The organism is Marinomonas pontica (assembly GCF_026191375.1).
In the GTDB taxonomy this organism is placed as follows: domain Bacteria; phylum Pseudomonadota; class Gammaproteobacteria; order Pseudomonadales; family Marinomonadaceae; genus Marinomonas; species Marinomonas pontica.
This window is the reverse complement of sequence record NZ_JAODTL010000043.1, coordinates 40,680-61,784: the sequence shown is the minus strand read 5'-3', so window position 1 is coordinate 61,784 and position 21,105 is coordinate 40,680. Positions and strand designations below refer to the sequence as shown.

Below are 21,105 nucleotides of genomic sequence, written 5' to 3'. Positions count from 1 at the left end.
TTGAAGTGGCTTTTTTAACAAAAATAACACAATGTTATCTTTCTATCTTCGCTTTATTCTTTAACAAGTCTTGCTGGGCTTGCGTACTTAAACTGGCCTGAGTTTGATTCAAATAACGCTCATAAGCGAGCTTCTGATCATCAGGAAGAGAAGCATCACTGCTACCTACCTTATTCAAACGAATCAACGCCAAGTCACCGTTAGATAAACCTTTAATCTCAACAACAGGTTGTCCAGCTTCAGGATGCGGAAGAGAAAAAGCCAGCGATGTTACTTCATCTTGACCACGCTTCGCTTCGCTCACAGACTTCCAGGAAGTTGTCTTGGAAACTTTGGCCTGTTCAGCTTTAGTCTTCAACGACTCAACCGCTTTGTTCTGTACAACAATCGAAGTTACCTGCTCTTTTGTTTCTTCATAAGTCTGAAACGCTTCTGGCTGCAGGTTATTCAAGTGTACGACAACAACTTGGTCGTCATTTAGTTCAATCAAACTGCTGTTTTGACCATCTTCTAATACAGCAGGACCAAAGGCAGCAGCAATAACAGAGGCGTTACTGGTAATATCATCCGTTCCACCCTCTCGACTAAAGTACGCACTTTGAAGCACATCAACATTATACTCTTTCGCGATAGCGTCCAATTTATCACTGGCGTAAGCTAAATCTGTAATGTCTTCATGAGCCGTTAACAATGCATCTCTTGCTTTGTCTTCAATGAGAGCCTGCTCCAATTCTGCTTTCTTAGAGGCAAAGCTTGGCACGTCTGGTTTGGTAATATCATTCAATTCAATCAGGTGATAACCAAACTGGGTCTTAACCGACTTGATTTCTCCTTTTTTCATAGAAAATAGCGCGTCATCAAAGGCCGGATCTATTGTGCCTTTTTCAACATAACCTAAATTACCGCCGTCATTTTTCGAACCAATATCATCGGAAAATTCGGCAGCCAAGTCAGCAAAACTTTCACCACTTTTTAGTTTTGCTTGAACCTCAGCAAGACGTTTTTCCGCTTCGTCATCGGATCTATCCGAGGTATCGATCAGGATATGCGACGCAGATCTTTCTTCTTGAGTTAAATTCGAAATAGAAGCCTGATAAGCATCTTGTAATTCAGCATCCGACACACTTACTTTACTATAAAAGTCAGAGCTGGAAATCACAACGTAGTTTAATTTAACTTGCTCAGGTGTTTTAAAGCTGTCTTTATTTTCATCGTAATAGGCTTTTAGCTCATCATCAGAAACACTGGTTCCTTCAGACTCGTCGGCCAATGAAAAAGTAACGTAATCATAAGATCTCGTTTGAGACTGCAACTTTGAAACGCCATTTACTTGATAAGGCAGAACGAATTCAGAACCCGCTATAGCATTACGTGATTGCTGAATTAAAACATCTTGTTTGATGCGCTCTTTAAACGCCAACGGAGTAAAACCCAATGAACGGATGAAGTTTAGATATTTGTTTTCATCAAATTGCCCATTGGTTTGGAACTGCTCTGCTTGCAACAAATAAGCATTGACTTGAGCGTCAGACACTCCCAACCCTAATGACTTAGCTTGGTTGGTCAAAACAACTCGCTGCACAAGCTCATCCAATGCACGACGTTGCAATACATTATCTTCTAACAGCGCTGGATTAACCTGCCCACCCATCATAGAAATTAATTGTCTACGTTGAGTTTCTGCGCCTTGGAGCATTTGAGTTCGGGTAATATCAACCCCGTCTACTTCGGCTACCGTATCGGATGAATTAAAACTTTGAACCAAGGCATCGACGCCAAATAGAGCAAAAGTCACAACGATAAAACCAACGATGATCTTTACCACAATGCCTTGTGACTTATCTCTTATATCCTGGAGCATTACTGCCTCCAAATGAATGAATTAAATGACCAATAAAAAAGGTGCATTCCGCATGGAATACACCTTTTGTGTCTAATGGCGGAACAGACGGGACTCGAACCCGCGACCCCCTGCGTGACAGGCAGGTATTCTAACCAACTGAACTACTGCTCCAAAAACATTAGTTTACAGCGTCTTTAAGACCTTTACCGGCCTTAAAGCCAGGAACCTTCGCTGCTTTAATTTGGATTTCCTCACCAGTTTGAGGATTACGGCCTGTACGTGCCGCACGTTCTTTTACTGCAAAAGTACCAAAACCAACTAGTGTAACCTGGTCACCTTTTGCCAAAGCCGCTTCAATTGCTTTTAAAGTAGCGTCAAGAGCATTGCTAGCAGAAGCTTTAGATAAATCAGCAGACGCTGCAATAGCATCAATCAATTCAGATTTGTTCACGTTGTACCCCTTCAGTATTTTCGTGGTTCCTTAAATTTTTTCGGCGCAGTATAAATACCTACCAACAAGGCCGAGCGAGAAGTTATACAAGCCCGACCTACTCCCTGTCAACACAGGATATGACCTTAATGATGACTTACAGTTTCTTGTTCATCAACAGTTTTTTCACTCGAAGGTAAGGTTTCTACCTTTTTTGGTGAAGGAATGTACTCTAAAGCAATATCCAAAACCTCATCAATCCATTTGACAGGGATGACCTCTATGTCTGCCTTGATATTATCAGGAATTTCCTTCAAATCACGAGCATTTTCTTGCGGAATAATAACGGTTTTTATTCCGCCTCTGTGAGCCGCCAGAAGCTTCTCTTTTAGCCCACCTATAGGTAGCACCTCTCCGCGCAACGTAATCTCGCCAGTCATTGCCACAGAGGCCTTAACAGGGATCTTAGCTAGGACAGATACAATTGCTGTACACATTGCCACACCTGCGCTCGGCCCATCTTTCGGTGTTGCACCTTCAGGCACATGCAGATGAAGGTCGGTTTTTTCATGAAAATCTTCGTCAATCCCAAGACCGACCGCTCGACTTCTCACTACAGTTAGAGCCGCTTGAATGGACTCTTGCATCACATCACCTAGTGACCCAGTCTTAACATGACGACCTTTACCCGGCACACCCGCCGCCTCAATGGTCAATAATTCACCACCAACTGACGTCCAAGCCAAGCCCGTGACCTGCCCAATTTGATTTTTTTCTTCTGCTTTTCCGTAACTGAATTTATGAATACCAGAAAAGTCTTCTAAATTTTCACTCGTTACTTCGACAGCTTTTGTATCTTTTGCCTTAGTTAAAGCCTGCTTTTTCACCACGCGGCGACAAATTTTACTTAACTCACGTTCCAAACCACGCACACCAGCTTCTTTAGTGTAGTAACGAATAACGTCCATTAAGGCATCATCCGTCACCTGAATCTCTTTCTCTTTTAATCCAGCCTGCTTGACTTGTTTAGGCAGTAAATAGCGTTTTGCAATATTAAGCTTCTCATCTTCGGTGTAGCCCGGAATACGAATCACTTCCATACGGTCAAGCAATGGCCCAGGGATATTCATACTGTTCGACGTACAAATAAACATCACATCAGATAGATCAAAATCCACTTCAAGGTAATGATCGTTGAACGTATGGTTTTGCTCTGGATCAAGCACTTCTAACAACGCTGACGCTGGATCTCCACGCTGATCCATGCCCATTTTGTCAATTTCATCCAATAAAAAGAGCGGATTCTTCACTTTAACTTTCGCCAATTTCTGCAACAACTTACCTGGCATAGAACCAATATAAGTACGGCGATGACCTCGAATCTCCGCTTCATCACGAACACCACCTAAAGCCATACGAACGTACTGACGATTGACAGCTTTGGCAATAGACTGCCCCAAGGATGTTTTACCCACTCCCGGAGGACCGACCAAGCAAAGAACAGGCCCTTTCACTTTCTTCACGCGCTGCTGAACAGCCAAAAACTCTAGAATGCGCTCTTTAACATCCTGTAAGCCATAGTGGTCTTGGTTAAGAATTTTTTCAGCATAGGCTAAATCATTACGCACTTTACTGCGCTTTTTCCAGGGAAGAGACGTTAACCAATCAATATAACCACGTACAACGGTTGCTTCCGCAGACATCGGCGACATCATACGTAATTTTTTCAATTCAGCTTCTGCTTTTTCTTTCGCCTCATCAGACATGCCTACTTCTGAAATTTTTTCCTGAAGCGCATCCAGCTCATTACCGCTGTCTTCCATGTCACCAAGCTCTTTTTGAATGGCTTTCATTTGCTCATTCAAATAGTACTCACGCTGGCTCTTTTCCATCTGCTTTTTAACGCGGCTGCGAATGCTTTTCTCAAGGTGAGCAATATCTAGCTCTCCATCCATTAAGCCAATTAAATATTCACCACGACCAGTCAAAGAATCAATTTCTAATACCTTTTGCTTATCTTCAAGCTTTAGGCTCATATGACCCGTAATATTGTCTATCAGTTTAGAAAGATCATCGATGGATTTTAGTGAGGACACAACCTCGGCAGGAATACGCTTACTACCGGCAACATATTCATCTAACTGCTTCAAAAGGGCATTTCGAATGACATTATGTTCTGCGTCGTCTTCTTCTTGAATATCAAGTTCGGTAATGCGCCCCAGCACAAAACCATCAGACTCTTCCATCGCTTCCAAACGAGCACGCTTACCACCCTCCACTAAGACCTTCACTGTTCCATCAGGTAGGCGCAACAGCTGCATCACCTTAGCAGTGGTACCGATAGAATATAGGTCACCCAGTACTGGATCGTCTTTTGATGCATCTTGCTGGGCCACAAGAAATACATGCTTATCATTTTCCATTGCAGACTCTAACGCTGAAATGGACTTAGCGCGGCCAACGAATAGTGGCAACACCATATGGGGATAGACCACCACATCACGAAGTGGCAACATTGGAAGTAGCAAAGAATCTGTCATATTTTTTCCAATCCGGGCGCATAGAAAAAAGCGCACTTTTATATTTAAACATTGATTAGGAAAGAGATAGGGGCGAAGCCAGAAATTACAAGCGTCACAAGCATTTGAATTTAGTCTACACAGTGTTTTAAAACGAAACACCATAAAAAAAGCCGAAAATCAGCAACAATGCTTCATTTCGGCTTTATAGCTATCACTTTTTGAAAAATTAAGCGTTTTTAGCAAGCTCTTCTTTTTCAAGCACCATCAGAGGTGCAGAGTCACCACGAATAGATGCCGCATCCATCACCACCTTCGCCACATCGTTTCGCGTTGGAAGCTCATACATACAATCAAGTAATGATGACTCTAAAATGCTGCGCAAACCACGTGCACCCGTTTTACGCTCAAGCGCCAATTTGGCTGCTTCACGCAAAGATTCATGAGTAAACTCTAGTTCAACACCTTCAAGCTCAAACAAGTGCTGATACTGCTTAACCAAAGCATTTTTTGGCTGACTTAAGATAGTCATCAATGCTTCTTCATCCAATTCAGACAACGTTGCCACAACCGGCAATCGACCTACGAACTCTGGAATCAAACCAAATTTAACCAAGTCTTCAGTTTCTACACGGTGAACCGCCTCAGAAAAAGACCTACCCTCTTCTTTGCTTTTTACCGTTGCTGAGAAACCAATACTGCTTTTCTCCGTTCTGTCTGTGATAACACGTTCCAAACCGGCGAAAGCACCACCACAAATAAACAAGATGTTTGACGTATCAACTTGCAAAAATTCTTGCTGAGGATGTTTACGCCCACCCTGAGGTGGAACAGACGCAACAGTACCTTCAATCAATTTTAGCAAAGCCTGCTGAACACCCTCACCAGATACATCACGAGTAATAGATGGGTTATCCGATTTTCTAGAAATTTTATCTATTTCATCAATATAGACGATGCCACGCTGCGCTTTTTCTACGTCATAATCGCAGTTCTGCAGCAGCTTTTGAATGATGTTTTCAACATCTTCACCAACGTACCCAGCCTCTGTCAACGTGGTCGCATCCGCTATAGTAAAAGGCACATCCAAAACACGCGCTAACGTTTGTGCCAATAATGTTTTACCACTGCCTGTTGGACCAATGAGCAAAATATTACTCTTACCAAGTTCAATACTTGTGTCTGTCTTGCCTTGATGACGTAAACGTTTGTAGTGGTTATATACTGCCACCGCCAAAACACGCTTGGCTTTATCTTGACCAATAACATAGTCATCCAGAGCCGCACTTAACTTAGCCGGTGTTGGCAACTCATCGGTTGCCTCACCATCTTCATTAATTTGAGACAGCTCTTGCGTAATAATGTTATTGCACAGATCAACACATTCGTTACAAATATAAACCGAAGGACCAGCAATAAGCTTTTTTACTTCGTCCTGACTCTTTCCACAAAAAGAGCAATACAATAACCGATCGGAGTGGTCGCCACGGCTAAAATTATCATCCGACATTTATTCCACCCTTTTTAAACTTTTCGTTTTTGCAATATTTCATCAATCAAGCCGTACTCTTTTGCCGTCTCAGGATTCATGAAATTATCACGATCTGTATCCTGTGCAACCTGCTCAATTGGCTTGCCTGTATGAAAAGAAATAATTTCATTTAGCTTGTGTTTAATGCTTAAAATTTCACGCGTGTGAATCTCAATATCCGAGGCTTGCCCCTGATAACCACCCAATGGCTGGTGAATCATTACTCGTGAATTAGGCAAGCAATAACGCTTACCTGCGGCACCAGCCGTCAACAACAATGCCCCCATACTAGCAGCCTGCCCAATACACATTGTGCTTACATCTGGCTTAATAAATTGCATAGTATCATAAATAGACATCCCTGCGGTGACCGAGCCACCAGGAGAATTAATATACAAATGAATGTCTTTATCAGGGTTTTCAGACTCTAAAAATAGCAATTGAGCCACAACCAAGTTAGCCATGTGATCTTCAACCTGACCAACTAAAAAAATCACTCGCTCCTTAAGCAAGCGCGAGTAAATATCAAATGATCTTTCACCACGAGCAGTTTGCTCAATGACCATCGGAACAAGACCATTGCTTGTGATTGCTACAGGGCCAGTAGTTGGATTCATCAAATTCATATCGCATTCCTTAAAACAAAAAGGTCGACATAGCAAATGCTATGTCGACCTTATTAAAAAAGATAAGACTTGTCTTATGCTTCTTCCCCAGCCTCTTCAGCTTGGGCATTTGGCTTAATAGCGTCTTCATATCCCAAAGTTACTTCAGTAACTTGAGCAGATTCTAACAGTTTATCAACAACTTGCTCTTCAAGTACAGCAGATTGAACTTGCGCTAATTGTTCTTTGTTCTTTAAGTAAAAATCAATAACCTGTTGTGGCTCTTGGTAGGCTTGAGCCATGTCTTCTAAGAAAGCACGAACGCGGTCATCATCAACTTTCAAATCATCTTTCTTAATAACTTCAGAGATTAACAAACCAAGCTTAGCTCGTTTTTTCGCTTCGTCTTGGAATAACTCTGCAGGCAATTGAGAAGCATCAAAACCTTGACCACCAAACTGCTGAGCTGCTTGCTTACGAAGTGCATCAACTTCTTGATCAACAAGAGCAGAAGGCACTTCTACTTCGTTGATAGAAGACAGTCCTTCAAACAATGCATTCTTAAGCTTAGCTTTTACCGCTTGATTTAACTCACGTTCCATGTTCTTACGCACTTCAGCACGCAAACCTTCAATGGTCGCATTTTCTAAACCGAATTTTTCAACAAAAGCATCGTTCAATTCAGGCAAAATTTGCTCTGCAACGTCAGAAACTGTGATTTTGAAAGTAGCTTCTTTGCCTTTCAAGTTTTCAGCTTGGTAATCTTCTGGGAACGTTACAGTGATAGTGCGTTCTTCGCCAGCGCTAGCGCCTACGATGCCAGATTCAAAACCAGGAATCATTGTGTTAGAACCCAGCACTAACTTATGACCTTCAGCAGCACCGCCTTCGAAGGCTTCGTCACCTAAGTAACCAACAAAATCGATTGTTACTTGGTCGCCATCCGCAGATGCACGCTCAACAGCAGTCCATTCAGCGTTCTGTTTACGCAACGTTTCCAACATTGTGTCAACATCAGCATCTGTTACTTCAGACACTACACGCTCAACTTTAATAGCTGAGTTATCAGCCAAAGTTACTTCTGGGTAAACTTCTACTTTTACTACAAACTCAAGGTCAGCACCTTCAGTAAAGTTCTTAGGTTCGATAGATGGCATTCCAGCAGGTTGAATCGCTTCTTTTTGAATCGCTTCAACATAAGCATCACGCATAATCTGTTCAACAGCGTCAATACGAATACCTTGACCGTAACGTTTTTTAACAACACTTACAGGCACTTTTCCTTTACGGAAACCATCGATGCGAATTGTTTTCGCTGTTTTCGCCACTTCAGAATTTACTTTTTCGTCAACACGAGCAGCTGGAACACTAATAGTAAGAACGCGCTCGATTGGAGACGTTGTCTCTACAGAAACTTGCATAAAACTTCCTCTCGGGAACTTGCTTTAATTTGCTGGCAATTACGTCATTAACAATGACGCGCATTTAATTTAAACCAACAAAACCTAAATAATATTTAATTAAAGTAATGTACTGAAATGGTGCTCCGTACTGGATTCGAACCAGTGACCTACCGCTTAGAAGGCGGTTGCTCTATCCAACTGAGCTAACGGAACTAAGCTCATTACATTTCATGTGGTGGGCTATTATAGGGATGGAATAGCAATCGTCAACCAATAGACATAAAAAAGCCCAGCAAAACTGGGCTAAAATGATTATTTGCAACCAAGGAACCTAGAATAGCTTTGATCTACTACTCCGAAGTACAAATATCACAAAAGGAACGAGGCAAATAATACAATTAGATCCACATAAAAACAAGCTCAATGCGCCAAAACAAACCACGTTGCACTGTGTTTGTGCAATGTGCACAAACAAGAAGTCTCATATTTTTTTTAAAGCTGTGATATCGTAAGCAGACTCAAATCAGCCAGAGCAATAGACGAGATGTCGCAACGAATAAATCAGTTTTACCTCATATTTAAACGTTATAGTCACCTCACAATCAGCCGTTTCAAAAACAGCAATCTGTCTCAAAAAGCCGCACAACTCACGTTATCTAGTCTCCTTGCTGCTGTCCCAATTTTAACCATCATTGCTGGCATTCTGAGCTTCACCCCTGCGCTTGAAGCAATGCAATCTCAACTATTCGGACTTATCGAGCAACACTTAGCGCCCGGCTCTAGTGAGGTCATGCTCCCTTATCTCATTAAATTTGCAGCGCAGACCAAAAACCTCCCCATAGCAGGTTTAATTGCCTTATTTCTAACTGCATTACTACTGTTAAACAGTTTTGAAAGCAGCGTTCAATCCATTTGGGAGATTAAGAAGCCACGCAAGCTAAGAGAACGCCTTCTCACCTATTGGGCCATATTGACACTAGGACCCATTATTTTTGCAGCATCATTAAGCTTATACGGCACACTAATTTCCATGCAAATACACGACAGTCCAGTCAATGCATGGATAAACCACTTGCTAGAGCTTGCGACAATCGTGTTGTATTTTTTTATGCTATTAACGCTCAACTTCTTAACGCCAAACGCTGACGTATCGATAAAATGGGCGGCTATTTCCGCACTGGTTGGTAGCATTGGTCTATATTTGCTTAATACTATTTTTGGCTCGTTCGCGCAGTTCTTTACAAGCTACCAGGTTGTTTATGGTGCATTTGCTGCCATTCCTATTTTTCTGGTGTGGTTACAAAGCTCATGGCTGATCGTATTAACTTCCATTTGCTTGTGCGCCACCCTGCACAACATTAAAAGCACCTCTCAACAGAAAAACTTAGCATCTGGTCAGGATTAATGTAAAATCCCGAAAATTTTTAAGATAGGGCTCACCATGACGAATACAATCAACGAACTAAACAAAATTTTAGAAGAGGCGGATTGCTTAGTCGACGAAGCACAACTTAATGACGCTCTAGACAAAATGGCTGCACAAATAACAACCGATTTATCAGATAAGCTCCCTCTTGTTCTGTGCGTCATGAACGGTGGATTGATACCAACCGCTGCCCTAATAGAACGACTAAACTTCCCACTTGAAGTCGATTACATTCATGCCACTCGCTATGGAATGGAAACAGAAGGCGCAACACTTAACTGGTTAAGCTACCCGCAAACCAACCTAAAAAACAGACACGTACTTGTAGTCGATGATATTTTTGACCAAGGGCACACACTTCAAGCAATTACTAAATGGCTGGAAGCTCAAGAAACAACCGCTGTATACACAGCAACGGTCATAAACAAGCTACACGACAGAAAAACAGACATGACACCCGATTATGTAGGTGAAGATGTAGCCGACAGATTTTTATTCGGTTACGGCATGGACTACAAAGGCTTCTTTAGAAATCTAAAAGGAATTTACGCAATTAAAGGCAGCTAAACACCGAGCACTTACAAAAAAGCCCCATTACAAAATGGGGCTTTTTTTATGCGCTATTCAAAAGGACTAAAATACCCGATTGAAACCGTTCAAGGCAGCAACACGATAAGCTTCCGCCATCGTCGGATAGTTAAATGTCGTATTCAGGAAATACTTTAACGTGTTCTGCTCACCAGGTTGCTTCATGATCGCCTGCCCGATATGGACAATTTCAGAGGCTTGGTCACCAAAACAGTGAATACCCAACAGCTCCAAAGATTCACGATGGAACAAAATTTTCAACATTCCAACCGCTTCACCTGTAATTTGAGCTCGAGCTGTATTCTTAAAGAATGCACGCCCAACTTCGTAAGGCACTTTCTCAGCCGTCAATTCCGCTTCTGTTTTACCTACTGAGCTAATTTCAGGAATCGTGTAAATCCCTGTTGGCACTTCGCTGATGAATTCACCGCCAACAGCACCAAACATATTCGCTGCCGCTGCGCGCCCTTGATCGTAGGCGGCACTTGCCAAACTTGGCCAACCAATCACATCTCCCGCTGCGTAGACATTTTCAACTTGCGTTTGGTAAGTATCGTTTACCGCCAGTTGACCACGTCCGTTCGCTTCAAGATTGATGGACTCTAATCCCAAATTATCAGTATTACCGGAACGCCCATTACAGAATAGCAATGCATCCGCGCGTAACTTCTTACCTGACGCCATGTGCATAACAACACCACGCTCGGTCGTTTCGACAGATTCATATGTCTCATTATGGCGAATCAAAACACCGCCATCGCGTAGGTGATAACTTAAAGCATCGGTGATTTCATCATCCAAGAAGCTCAATAGTTTTTTAGCGGGGTTGATTAGCTCAACGCGCACACCCAAACCACAAAAGATAGATGCGTATTCACAACCGATAACACCAGCACCATAAATAATCAAAGAGCGAGGCGTATGACTCAAACTCAGAATTGTATCTGAACAATAAATTCGTGGATGAGAAAAATCGATATTTGCAGGTCTATATGGGCGTGAGCCCGTCGCGATTACCACTTTTTTGGCAACCAACAACTCTGGACCCTTTTCATAAGTATTCACTTCGATTGTGTTCGCATCTTTGAACTTGCCGCGACCAAAATAAATGTCAATACGGTTGCGTGCGTAATACTCAGTACGACCCATTACTTGCTTATCAATAACACGATTAGCACGATCCAACACTTTAGGAAATGAAAACCAGCGTGGCTCACCGATATCACGAAACATTGGGTTTGTATTAAAGGCAATAATCTCTTTAACAGCGTGACGCAACGCTTTTGATGGAATGGTTCCTAAATGCGTACAACTTCCGCCCACTTGCGAACTCGCTTCAATAACAGCCACTCGTTTACCTGCTTTTGCTGCACTCATTGCAGCACCTTCTCCAGCAGGTCCTGTGCCTAACACCACAACATCATAATGTCTCGTCGTCATAATACCCTCTTCTTTGTTCAATTATTTGGATGCGTCGTAGAACGTGTCATCAGAAACCGTAGCCGCCATACCTTTCTTTGTTTCTTTTTCACACTTGCCTTTATCGCCACCACAAATATCACAAGCCACCTCCATTCCTAGGGCACTCATGCCACCACAAGAACCAGAAATAGGCTTTCTCCCCATTAACACACCAACAGACATTGCTGTAACCAACAACAGCATTAAAACAAACGCCATAACTATCGTTAACATAAGGTCACCCCCAAAATAAATGAATAGCCTTCTTTAGTTTAAATAAGGCTTAAAAGCGTCCGAGGAACGCTCCTCAAAACCAAAATCCGTTTTCACTAATAAATAAGCTGCAATGCCATTTTTTTGCGCAAACTCAAGCCCTTTATCAGGCCCTAATACGGTAATTGCTGTCGCAAGGCCATCTGCCATAGTAGTGGTCTTTTCGACAACCGTTACAGAAACCAATTTATGTGTAATCGGCTTCCCAGTTACAGGGCTAATCGTATGAGAATATCTCACACCATTTTTTTCAAAATAATTGCGATAATCCCCTGACGTTGCAACCGCTACGTTTGTTATCGCAATAACACGCTCAGCAATATCGTGGCCGCCTGCAGGACTTTCGATCGCGATCCTCCAAGGAGAACCATCCGCTTTCATGCCTTTTGAAACGATCTCACCGCCGACCTCTACCAAATAGCTGTCAACACCTTGTGCTTCTAATACTTTTGCGACGACATCGACGCCATACCCTTTCGCAATAGACGACAAGTCCACGTATATGTCTTTATCTTTTGACAAACGACGACCGTCAAGAGACAAAAGTCGGTAACCAACAAGAGACTTAGCCTCATCAATTTGAGCTTGGCTAGGCACTTTATCTTCCCGCTTACCTGGCCCAAATCCCCACAAATTCACCAGCGGGCCTATAGTAACATCGTACTCACCACCACTCATTTCACTTATTAATAACGCCTTATCAATAACGTACGCCATATCTTCACTAATCGTAGCAGATTGGCCCGCAGGCAATTTATTAAACAAAGACAGCTCAGAGTTCGGATCGTAGGTAGACATCAATTTATTCACCTTAACCAAGGCAGCATCAACATCATCTTTTAGACCGGAAGAACCGTCTACCTCTTCCGTCGAAAAAAACTTCACTGTGTAGGTAGTACCCATGGTCGGGCCAGAAAAACTCACCAGTTCAGGGCTGAACACAGACATGCGGTAAACAACCGCAACCATTACAAATAGAACAGCAAAAAATAGTATTTTTTTACGCATACATCGTCTTTTTAGTTGCCAATAAAACAAAGACCCACCAATTGGTGGGCCTTTATTTGGGTGCTAGCCACCGAAATCATCAAGTAAGATGTTTTCTTTTTCAACACCAAGATCTTCCAACATTTTGATCACAGAAGCGTTCATCATTGGAGGTCCACACATGTAGAACTCACAATCTTCTGGAGCTGGGTGATCTTTCAGGTAGCTTTCATACAACACATTGTGAATGAAGCCAGTCTTCCCTTCCCAATTATCTTCAGGCTGAGGATCAGACAGTGCTAAATGCCATTCAAAGTTTTCGTTTTCTTCCTGAAGCTTATCGTACTCTTCAGTATAGAATGCTTCTCGCACACTACGAGCACCGTACCAGAAAGAAATCTTACGTTTCGAATTCAGGCGTTTCAATTGGTCAAAGATGTGCGAGCGCATTGGAGCCATACCAGCACCACCACCAACGAATACCATCTCGGCATCAGTATCTTTGGCAAAGAACTCACCAAATGGACCGTACACTTTGATTTTATCGCCTGGCTTCAAGCTAAACACATAAGACGACATTTGACCCGGCGGTAAATCGTCTTTCCCTGGAGGCGGAGAAGCAATACGAATATTAAACTTCACAATACCTTTTTCTTCTGGGTAGTTAGCCATTGAATAAGCACGGATAACGGTTTCATCTACCTTAGAAACAAACTTCCAAAGGTTAAATTTATCCCAATCACCACGGTACTCTTCTTCGATATCAAAATCTTTGTAATGTACAGTGTGGGCAGGCGCTTCAAGCTGCACATAACCACCAGCACGGAAATCTACGTTTTCACCTTCTGGCAATTTTAACGTTAATTCCTTGATGAAAGTGGCCAAGTTAGGGTTGGACTGAACGGTACACTCCCAAGCTTTAACACCGAACACCTCTTCAGGCACCTCTACATCCATGTCTTGCTTCACAGAAACCTGACAGGATAAGCGATAACCTTCTTTTTCATCACGGCGAGTAAAGTGCGACTGCTCTGTAGATAGCATAGAGCCACCACCACTAGTCACTTTACATTTACACTGAGCACAAGTACCACCACCACCACAAGCTGATGACAGGAAAATGCCGCTGTTCGCCAAAGTTTGAAGCAACTTACCACCAGCTGGAGCCGTTACTTCTTTTTCACCATTGATGCGGATTGTTACGTCCCCAGTACTTACCAAGCGCGCACGAGCAGCAAGGATAATTGCCACTAATGCAAGCACGATAGCTGTGAACATCACCACACCTAGAATAATCTCTAAGTTGACCATGTTAGTTAAACCTTATTCTTGGTTGCCTGTATGCGCAGCCAATTAAAGCTGCACACCAGAAAATGACATAAAACCTAAACTCATTAGACCAACAGTGATGAACGTGATACCAAGACCACGTAGACCTGCAGGAACATCTGAATATTTAAGTTTCTCCCGAATACCAGCTAGCGCAGCAATTGCCAACGCCCAACCAACACCAGCACCCACACCGTAAACAACACTTTCACCGAAGTTGTAATCACGCTCAACCATGAACAGTGACGCACCCATGATGGCGCAGTTTACTGTGATAAGTGGTAAAAACACACCAAGCGCGTTGTACAGCGCTGGCATGTATTTATCCAAAGTCATTTCCAAAATTTGAACCACAGCGGCAATAACACCAATGTAGCTCAATAGACCTAGAAAACTAAGATCAACACCTGGTAAACCAGCCCACTCAAGCGCGCCATCTACCAATAGATTTTGGTACAACAAGTTGTTCAGAGGAACCGTGATTGCCAAAACAACAACAACCGCTATGCCCAAACCTATCGCCGTTTCTACTTTTTTGGACAATGCCAAAAAGGTACACATACCAAGGAAGAAAGCTAACGCCATGTTTTCAACAAAAACAGCCTTAACAAATAGACTTATTAAATGTTCCATTTATAGCGCCTCCTGAGAACGAGAATTCGCTGCAATCTTGAATTCAGGCTCTTCAACTTGCTCTTTCTTGTAAGAACGCAAAGCCCAAATAACCAAACCAATAACGAAGAATGCGCTAGGTGGAAGCAACATCAAACCGTTTGGCTGATACCAACCACCATTCTGAACAGTAGCAAATATTTCCACGCCAAAAAGTTTGCCAGCACCCAACAATTCACGGAAGAAAGCAACTATGATCAACATAGCGCTATAACCCAAACCATTACCAATGCCATCAACAAAACTCATGACAGGACCATTCTTCATCGCAAACGCTTCTGCGCGCCCCATTACGATACAGTTCGTAATGATAAGACCAACGAATACAGAAAGCTGTTTACTGATTTCGTAAGCAAATGCTTTCAAAACCTGATCTACCACAATTACCAAAGAAGCAATGATGATCATCTGAACAATGATACGAATACTGTTTGGAATATGGCTACGAATAATCGCAATAAAAAAGCTTGAGAAAGCCGTTACCAGAGTTAAGGCGATTGCCATAACCAAACTGACACTCAAACTACTTGTCACCGCCAATGCAGAACAAATACCTAATATTTGCAATGCAATAGGATTATTGGCAAGAATCGGCCCAAAAAGGACTTTTTTCACATCAGACATTATTGAACTCCTTCGCTACGCAGCTGAGACAAGAAAGGTCCAAAACCTTCTTGACCTAACCAGTACTGAACAAGATGAGTCACCCCACGGCTTGTCAATGTCGCACCTGATAGACCATCTACTTTGTACATGGCTTTAGGATCAGAGCTATCTACACCACCTTTGGCAAGCTGAATAACAGCCTCACCTTGGTCATCATAGACTTTCTTGCCTTTCCACAGGGCTTTCCAGTTAGGATTATCAACCTCACCACCCAATCCAGGTGTTTCGGCTTGGTCATAAAAACCAAAACCTATCACGGTATTGAAGTCATTCTTTAACGCCATAAAGCCATACATAGTGGACCATAAGCCGTAGCCATGCACTGGCAGAATGATGCGATCAATATTATCGCCAGACTTCACAAGGTAAACCGCAGAAAAGTTTGAACGGCGCTTAATACCTGCCGGATCATTACCTTTCAATGAAACCGATAAACTTGGATCTTTGGCCGCTGCTTGCTGATCAAATGTTGCTACATTGATCCCTGCAGTCTGAAGCTCTTCTTGTGTCGCAAACTGACCTGTTTGCAAGTTCACAATACGAGTTTCAACCGATTTGAAAATCTCATCAACTGACTTGCCTGGTTCAAGCATGCTAGCAGCCGATAAAATATTGCGTTTACGGTCTAAATCTTTATTGGTGTTCTGAATAGGCTTAAGACCTACTGCTGCAGCAGCAACAAAAATAGAACAAACCAAACACAAAGATAAAGCAACTATAATGGTCTTTTTAATACTATCGTTACTGCTAGCCATTGCGTGCAATCCTCCGTTTAATGTTTGCCTGAACAACAAAGTGGTCAATAAATGGCGCAAACAAATTCGCGAAAAGAATTGCCAACATCATACCTTCTGGGTATGCAGGGTTAACAACACGAATCAGCACAACCATCAAACCAATCAACGCACCATAGAACCACTTACCACGGTTCGTCATTGACGCAGATACTGGATCCGTAGCCATGTACATCATACCAAAGGCAAAACCACCCAAAACAAGGTGCCAATACCAAGGCGTTGCAAACATTGGGTTGCTGTCAGAACCAATAACATTAAACAATGCAGAGGTCAGAATCATGCCCAACATAACACCAGCAACAATACGCCATGCAGCGATTCTCATCACAAGCAATGCGCCGCCACCGATCAAGATAGCCAAAGTCGATGTTTCACCCATTGAGCCCTGAATAAAGCCAAAGAATGCATCAGACCAAGCAACGGTAAGACCTGCCACACCATCGGCAGCAAGTTGACTTAGCGCTGTCGCACCAGAGAACCCGTCTACAGCTGTCCAAACCGCATCACCAGACATAGATGCTGGGTACGCAAAGAATAGGAAAGCACGACCCGCTAGTGCTGGGTTAAGGAAGTTTTTACCTGTTCCACCAAACACCTCTTTCGCCAAGACAACACCAAAGGTGATACCAAGAGCGACCTGCCATAAAGGCACAGTTGCAGGCAAAGAAAGAGAGAATAAGATAGAGGTTACAAAGAAACCTTCGTTAACTTCATGCTTACGCACAGAAGCAAACAACACTTCCCAGAAGCCACCAACCACAAAAGTAACAAGATACACAGGCAAGAAGTACATTGCGCCGTAAATCATGTTGTCCCAAATACTTGACGCACTGTAGCTGGTCAAGCCACCGATAATGGCATGACGCCAAGAGTCGGCAGGTGCCACTCCCATCGCTTCCATTGCAGTATTCGCTTGGAAGCCAATGTTATACATACCAAAGAACATCGCAGGGAAGGTACACATCCACACCAAAATCATAATGCGCTTCATATCAACCGCATCACGAACATGTGAACCATTTTTAGTAACAGAACTTGGACGATAAAAAATCGTATCTACTGCTTCGAACAGTGCATACCATTTTTCATATTTACCACCTGAGTGAAACTCAGGTTCTATTTTATCGAGTACTTTTCTAAGCCCCATGAATTAACCCTCTTTCTCTATTAGAGTTAGGCAATCACGAAGGATCGGACCATATTCGAACTTACCTGAGCAACTGTAAGTACACAAAGCCAAATCTTCATCGTCCAACTCAAGCGCACCAAGCTTTTGAGCCTGCTCTGTATCATTCACAACCAACGCTCGTAGCAGTTGAGTTGGCAGAATATCAAGCGGCATAACGCGCTCAAAATTACCCAACGGCAACATAGTACGATCACTACCATTGGTAGTGGTTGTCATATCGAATGATTTTTTACCAGTGAGTTTTGACAAGAACACATTCATAATAGAATGTTTTTCTACACCGGCACGAAGGTAATGCATCATTTGACGCTCACGACCTTCTAGCAATACAGACACCTGGCTATGGTAACGACCCAAGAAAGCGTAAGGCCCTTTAGCGTTACGACCAGAAAGCACAGACCCAGAAATAACTCGGTTATCTCCCTCTGCTAACTCGCCAGCCAAAAGACCGTCTAAATTGGCACCAACTTGAGTACGAAGCAAACGCGGCTTTTTAACTTGAGGACCAGCAACAGCCACAACACGCTCGACACTCAATTCACCCGTAACAAACAGTTTGCCGATCGCTACAACATCTTGGTAGTTAATTGACCATACTGTTTTTTTATCGCTTACTGGATCAAGGAAATGAATGTGTGTACCAGCAAGACCCGCTGGGTGAACACCCGCAAATTCTTCTACCGTCACATCTGACGTAGTGGGAATTTTTGCTCCAGGTGCTTTACATAGAAACACCTTACCTTCCGTCAAACGCGTCAATACAGTCAGGCCGTCAGCAAATGCTTCGGCTTGATCTGCAAGCACAACTTCAGGGGAAGCAGCAAGAGGGTTAGTGTCAATAGCGGTAACAAAAATAGAACGTGGCGCGGACGCTATTTCAGGCACTTTAGAGAATGGGCGAGTGCGAAATGCGGTCCATAATCCAGAGTCAACCAGATTATCTACGACTTTGCTGCGCTCTAGAGATTTCAACTCTGAACCAGAATAAGAAGCGAAGGTTTCAGACTCGTTGCCTTCTACATTAATGACAATCGATTGAAAAACACGTCTTTCGCCACGGTTGATCGCCGTTATCGTACCAGAAGCAGGAGCCGTGTATTTCACGCCTTCCGTTTTCTTATCTGTAAAGATAACTTGACCTTTTTTAACCTTATCCCCTTCCTTAACTAACATGGTGGGTTTCATTCCATGATAGTCAGGACCGATAACAGCAACCGTTTTAGCAACAGCAGCCGCCTCAATCACTTGATTGGGAGCACCTGAGATCGGTAGATCTAGGCCTTTTGTAATTTTATACATATGTTCTGCCCAACAATAAATTGAACACAAAAAGCGTAATGCGAATTGCTCACACCCCCTCCGGGAAATCATGCATGAACGAACAACGACATTAAAGACATTGTAAAACGCAAACTCACTTCACCAAAAAACCGACGTATTATAAAGATCATTCCTGCCATTGACCAGCTCATGACGCCGTCTTTAAGCACCAACTTTTATTTAAAAGTACTACTTTGTCCTTATTACCGTACTTGCAGGCCCAAAAAAAACCATTTGTTTGTTGTTTTATTACGAAAAACACCCCGAAAATAGATTTAGATCGAGCATGAATACATAAAATTCAAGCAAATCAATCCAAACAACGCTTCACCTCGTACTATAGTGAGTTGCCATCCCCAATCTAAAACGACACAATATCGCCTCAATACTTGTAGGCCAGAACACGGAAGAAAGTGATGATCAAACCTGAAGCTCAAATCCACATTAAAAACTTACGTTTACGAACCTATATAGGATTCAATGAATCAGAAAAAGAGAATAAACAAGACGTCATCATCAATGCATGGATTCATTACCCTGCAACCCAAGCGTACGACACCGACAACGTGGAAAAAGCCGTAAACTATCGAACCATCTGCAAAGAAATGATAGCGCACACTGAAAACAACCGCTTTCTTTTACTCGAAAAGCTAACCGCCGACCTACTCGCACTTTGTATGTCTGCCGATCACGTCACTTTTGCAAAGGTCGAAGTAGCTAAGCCACACGCTTTGCGCTTTGCTGACTCTGTATCCTTAACCTTGTCCGCCACAAGAGAACCACAAGCCTAACATGTCAGAATCTGTCTCAATCACTCAAAAGCCCGGCTTCAAAAATCTAATCCATGGCATAGATGGCAGTCGTTCAGCGCTGCAAATATTAGCCATTGCGGCGCAGCACAAACAACCTATTCTATTCATGGCAAACACCGTTGCTGAACTCAACGAGCTTGAAGACGAAATACAGTTTTTAAATCAAAAAAACAGCGAGATTTTACGATTTAGTGATTGGGAAACACTCCCCTATGATGCTTTCTCCCCTCATCAAGACATCATTTCGCAGCGCCTCGAAACACTGGCAAAACTGACAGAAACGAAAAACCCGATTGTATTAACCACTGTTGCGTCATGTCTGACTCGCCTTTGCCCAAAGCAACACCTTGACGCCCAACGTTTTCACTTAAGTGAAGGACAAGAATTACCCTTAGAGCAACTTTCCAGAAAGCTCACCAACGCAGGCTACTTAAATGTAGACAACGTACACGAACATGGCGAATATGCGATCCGCGGCGCACTGATGGACGTTTTCCCAATGGGAGCAGAAAGCCCCATACGAATTGACTGGTTTGACAACGAAATAGAGTCCATTCGCTGGTTCGATCCTGAAACCCAACGCAGCATCAGCAAAGTCACTGAAATAAAAATGCTGCCAGCCAAAGAGTTTCCGACCACACCTCAGGGCATCCAACACTTTAGACAGGCTTTCCGAGAACGCTTTGACGCAGACCCACTGTCTAGCCCCCTTTACCAAGACATCTCCAGCGGGATAATCCCGGCAGGCATTGAATATTACCTGCCTCTTTCTTTGAAAAACCGCCAGTGTCTTCGACTATCTGCCAGATAACACCCTGATTATTCGATCCAATAATTTCAACGATCAATTTGCCAGCATTCAGCTAGATTACCGCAGTCGACACGAATCGTTGAACTACAACATTGAGCGCCCCATTCTCAAACCGGACGAAATCTGCCTAAAAGAAGACGAGCTTTTCGGGCTGCTAAATCAATATACCTAATGCCATTTTCTCAAACGAAGGCGAGCACACGATTTATAAGGCTTTGGAAAACGTCAAAATAGACTCCAAAGCCGCTCAACCACTCAGCAAACTTCAAACCTTCTTAGCACAAACCACGGCCAGAGTATTGATTGTTGCCGAATCAGCCGGTCGCCGAGAAGCACTATTAGAATTGCTAAAAAGCACAACATCAAACCCAAACACGTTGAAAACTGGGCCGCATTTACAAAGTCAACCAAAGGCCTCGCTATTACTGAAGGCAACATAGGTC

General features: G+C 43.0%; 19 protein-coding genes, 2 tRNA genes and 1 pseudogene. 5 read left to right on the top strand and 17 right to left on the bottom strand.

Going from position 1 to position 21,105, the window contains the following annotated elements:
- Positions 1 to 34: 34 nt before the first annotated feature.
- From N5P32_RS11550 to N5P32_RS11515, 8 genes are all read right to left on the bottom strand, one after another.
- The gene (locus N5P32_RS11550; RefSeq protein WP_265729210.1) at positions 35 to 1,861 is read right to left on the bottom strand and encodes a SurA N-terminal domain-containing protein; all 1,827 of its coding nucleotides are present in this window, start codon (positions 1,859 to 1,861) and stop codon (positions 35 to 37) included.
- Between the two features lie 76 nt (positions 1,862 to 1,937).
- Positions 1,938 to 2,014, bottom strand: a tRNA-Asp gene (locus tag N5P32_RS11545).
- A 7-nt stretch (positions 2,015 to 2,021) separates the two neighbouring features.
- Positions 2,022 to 2,294: an HU family DNA-binding protein gene (locus N5P32_RS11540; RefSeq protein WP_012069435.1), complete on the bottom strand. Its 273-nt coding sequence runs from the start codon at positions 2,292 to 2,294 to the stop codon at positions 2,022 to 2,024.
- A 125-nt stretch (positions 2,295 to 2,419) separates the two neighbouring features.
- Complete coding sequence (gene lon, locus N5P32_RS11535) at positions 2,420 to 4,813, bottom strand: endopeptidase La (protein WP_265729209.1); 2,394 nt, start codon at positions 4,811 to 4,813, stop codon at positions 2,420 to 2,422.
- Between the two features lie 208 nt (positions 4,814 to 5,021).
- Complete coding sequence (gene clpX / locus N5P32_RS11530; RefSeq protein ID WP_265729208.1) at positions 5,022 to 6,302, bottom strand: ATP-dependent protease ATP-binding subunit ClpX; 1,281 nt, start codon at positions 6,300 to 6,302, stop codon at positions 5,022 to 5,024.
- 14 nt (positions 6,303 to 6,316) lie between these two features.
- On the bottom strand, positions 6,317 to 6,949 hold the full coding sequence (gene clpP / locus N5P32_RS11525) for an ATP-dependent Clp endopeptidase proteolytic subunit ClpP (protein ID WP_265729207.1): 633 nt from the start codon (positions 6,947 to 6,949) through the stop codon (positions 6,317 to 6,319).
- A gap of 74 nt (positions 6,950 to 7,023) precedes the next feature.
- A complete protein-coding gene (tig, locus tag N5P32_RS11520) occupies positions 7,024 to 8,349 on the bottom strand; it encodes a trigger factor (RefSeq protein WP_265729206.1) in 1,326 nt (441 codons plus the stop codon).
- A gap of 118 nt (positions 8,350 to 8,467) precedes the next feature.
- A tRNA-Arg gene (locus N5P32_RS11515) sits at positions 8,468 to 8,544 on the bottom strand.
- A gap of 331 nt (positions 8,545 to 8,875) precedes the next feature.
- Here N5P32_RS11515 and N5P32_RS11510 point away from each other — a divergent pair.
- Together N5P32_RS11510 and N5P32_RS11505 are read left to right on the top strand one after the other, a co-directional pair.
- Entirely contained in the window at positions 8,876 to 9,736 is an 861-nt protein-coding gene (locus N5P32_RS11510; protein WP_265729205.1) for a YihY family inner membrane protein, read from the top strand.
- Positions 9,737 to 9,772: 36 nt separating this feature from the next.
- A complete protein-coding gene (locus tag N5P32_RS11505; RefSeq protein WP_265729204.1) occupies positions 9,773 to 10,324 on the top strand; it encodes a hypoxanthine-guanine phosphoribosyltransferase in 552 nt (183 codons plus the stop codon).
- A 66-nt stretch (positions 10,325 to 10,390) separates the two neighbouring features.
- On the opposite strand, the gene sthA is transcribed toward N5P32_RS11505, so the two are convergent.
- The 9 genes from sthA to N5P32_RS11460 form a co-directional block, all read right to left on the bottom strand.
- Positions 10,391 to 11,785, bottom strand: a complete 1,395-nt coding sequence (gene sthA / locus N5P32_RS11500) for a Si-specific NAD(P)(+) transhydrogenase (RefSeq protein WP_265729203.1) — start codon at positions 11,783 to 11,785, stop codon at positions 10,391 to 10,393.
- Between the two features lie 21 nt (positions 11,786 to 11,806).
- Complete coding sequence (gene nqrM / locus N5P32_RS11495) at positions 11,807 to 12,040, bottom strand: (Na+)-NQR maturation NqrM (protein ID WP_265729202.1); 234 nt, start codon at positions 12,038 to 12,040, stop codon at positions 11,807 to 11,809.
- A gap of 33 nt (positions 12,041 to 12,073) precedes the next feature.
- Entirely contained in the window at positions 12,074 to 13,087 is a 1,014-nt protein-coding gene (locus tag N5P32_RS11490) for an FAD:protein FMN transferase (RefSeq protein ID WP_265729201.1), read from the bottom strand.
- A gap of 63 nt (positions 13,088 to 13,150) precedes the next feature.
- Positions 13,151 to 14,377, bottom strand: coding sequence for an NADH:ubiquinone reductase (Na(+)-transporting) subunit F (gene nqrF / locus N5P32_RS11485; protein WP_265729200.1), 1,227 nt, complete (start codon positions 14,375 to 14,377; stop codon positions 13,151 to 13,153).
- A gap of 42 nt (positions 14,378 to 14,419) precedes the next feature.
- A complete protein-coding gene (gene nqrE / locus N5P32_RS11480) occupies positions 14,420 to 15,028 on the bottom strand; it encodes an NADH:ubiquinone reductase (Na(+)-transporting) subunit E (RefSeq protein ID WP_255825250.1) in 609 nt (202 codons plus the stop codon).
- Positions 15,029 to 15,691: an NADH:ubiquinone reductase (Na(+)-transporting) subunit D gene (locus tag N5P32_RS11475; protein WP_265729199.1), complete on the bottom strand. Its 663-nt coding sequence runs from the start codon at positions 15,689 to 15,691 to the stop codon at positions 15,029 to 15,031.
- Positions 15,691 to 16,488 (bottom strand): Na(+)-translocating NADH-quinone reductase subunit C, encoded by a 798-nt coding sequence (locus tag N5P32_RS11470; protein WP_265729198.1) that lies wholly within the window; start codon positions 16,486 to 16,488, stop codon positions 15,691 to 15,693. Before N5P32_RS11470 ends, N5P32_RS11475 begins: the two co-directional genes overlap by 1 nt.
- Entirely contained in the window at positions 16,481 to 17,677 is a 1,197-nt protein-coding gene (locus tag N5P32_RS11465; protein WP_265729197.1) for an NADH:ubiquinone reductase (Na(+)-transporting) subunit B, read from the bottom strand. Before N5P32_RS11465 ends, N5P32_RS11470 begins: the two co-directional genes overlap by 8 nt.
- Positions 17,678 to 17,680: 3 nt before the next feature.
- Positions 17,681 to 19,018 carry a Na(+)-translocating NADH-quinone reductase subunit A gene (locus tag N5P32_RS11460; RefSeq protein WP_265729196.1) on the bottom strand — a complete coding sequence of 446 codons (1,338 nt, stop codon included), beginning with the start codon at positions 19,016 to 19,018 and terminating at the stop codon, positions 17,681 to 17,683.
- A 437-nt stretch (positions 19,019 to 19,455) separates the two neighbouring features.
- On the opposite strand from N5P32_RS11460, the gene folX reads away from it, so the two are divergent.
- The 3 genes and pseudogenes from folX to N5P32_RS18250 all read left to right on the top strand — a co-directional run.
- Positions 19,456 to 19,830, top strand: coding sequence for a dihydroneopterin triphosphate 2'-epimerase (gene folX, locus N5P32_RS11455; protein WP_265729195.1), 375 nt, complete (start codon positions 19,456 to 19,458; stop codon positions 19,828 to 19,830).
- A gap of 1 nt (position 19,831) precedes the next feature.
- On the top strand, positions 19,832 to 20,662 hold the full coding sequence (locus tag N5P32_RS11450) for a transcription-repair coupling factor family protein (protein WP_265729194.1): 831 nt from the start codon (positions 19,832 to 19,834) through the stop codon (positions 20,660 to 20,662).
- A gap of 215 nt (positions 20,663 to 20,877) precedes the next feature.
- Positions 20,878 to 21,092 (top strand): annotated as a pseudogene (locus N5P32_RS18250) (hypothetical protein); the annotation flags it as partial.
- Positions 21,093 to 21,105: the final 13 nt, after the last annotated feature.

Excerpts from the sequence above, each read along its gene's own strand:
- N5P32_RS11470 (WP_265729198.1), bottom strand. The coding sequence starts at position 16,488 with ATGGCTAGCAGTAACGATAGTATTAAAAAGACCATTATAGTTGCTTTA.
- nqrM (WP_265729202.1), bottom strand. The coding sequence starts at position 12,040 with ATGTTAACGATAGTTATGGCGTTTGTTTTAATGCTGTTGTTGGTTACA.
- clpX (WP_265729208.1), bottom strand. The coding sequence starts at position 6,302 with ATGTCGGATGATAATTTTAGCCGTGGCGACCACTCCGATCGGTTATTG.
- N5P32_RS11465 (WP_265729197.1), bottom strand. The coding sequence starts at position 17,677 with ATGGGGCTTAGAAAAGTACTCGATAAAATAGAACCTGAGTTTCACTCA.
- N5P32_RS11490 (WP_265729201.1), bottom strand. The coding sequence starts at position 13,087 with ATGCGTAAAAAAATACTATTTTTTGCTGTTCTATTTGTAATGGTTGCG.
- sthA (WP_265729203.1), bottom strand. The coding sequence starts at position 11,785 with ATGACGACGAGACATTATGATGTTGTGGTGTTAGGCACAGGACCTGCT.
- nqrF (WP_265729200.1), bottom strand. The coding sequence starts at position 14,377 with ATGGTCAACTTAGAGATTATTCTAGGTGTGGTGATGTTCACAGCTATC.
- folX (WP_265729195.1), top strand. The coding sequence starts at position 19,456 with ATGATCAAACCTGAAGCTCAAATCCACATTAAAAACTTACGTTTACGA.
- tig (WP_265729206.1), bottom strand. The coding sequence starts at position 8,349 with ATGCAAGTTTCTGTAGAGACAACGTCTCCAATCGAGCGCGTTCTTACT.
- N5P32_RS11550 (WP_265729210.1), bottom strand. The coding sequence starts at position 1,861 with ATGCTCCAGGATATAAGAGATAAGTCACAAGGCATTGTGGTAAAGATC.
- nqrE (WP_255825250.1), bottom strand. The coding sequence starts at position 15,028 with ATGGAACATTTAATAAGTCTATTTGTTAAGGCTGTTTTTGTTGAAAAC.
- N5P32_RS11475 (WP_265729199.1), bottom strand. The coding sequence starts at position 15,691 with ATGTCTGATGTGAAAAAAGTCCTTTTTGGGCCGATTCTTGCCAATAAT.
- N5P32_RS11450 (WP_265729194.1), top strand. The coding sequence starts at position 19,832 with ATGTCAGAATCTGTCTCAATCACTCAAAAGCCCGGCTTCAAAAATCTA.
- lon (WP_265729209.1), bottom strand. The coding sequence starts at position 4,813 with ATGACAGATTCTTTGCTACTTCCAATGTTGCCACTTCGTGATGTGGTG.
- N5P32_RS11505 (WP_265729204.1), top strand. The coding sequence starts at position 9,773 with ATGACGAATACAATCAACGAACTAAACAAAATTTTAGAAGAGGCGGAT.
- N5P32_RS11460 (WP_265729196.1), bottom strand. The coding sequence starts at position 19,018 with ATGTATAAAATTACAAAAGGCCTAGATCTACCGATCTCAGGTGCTCCC.
- clpP (WP_265729207.1), bottom strand. The coding sequence starts at position 6,949 with ATGAATTTGATGAATCCAACTACTGGCCCTGTAGCAATCACAAGCAAT.
- N5P32_RS11510 (WP_265729205.1), top strand. The coding sequence starts at position 8,876 with ATGTCGCAACGAATAAATCAGTTTTACCTCATATTTAAACGTTATAGT.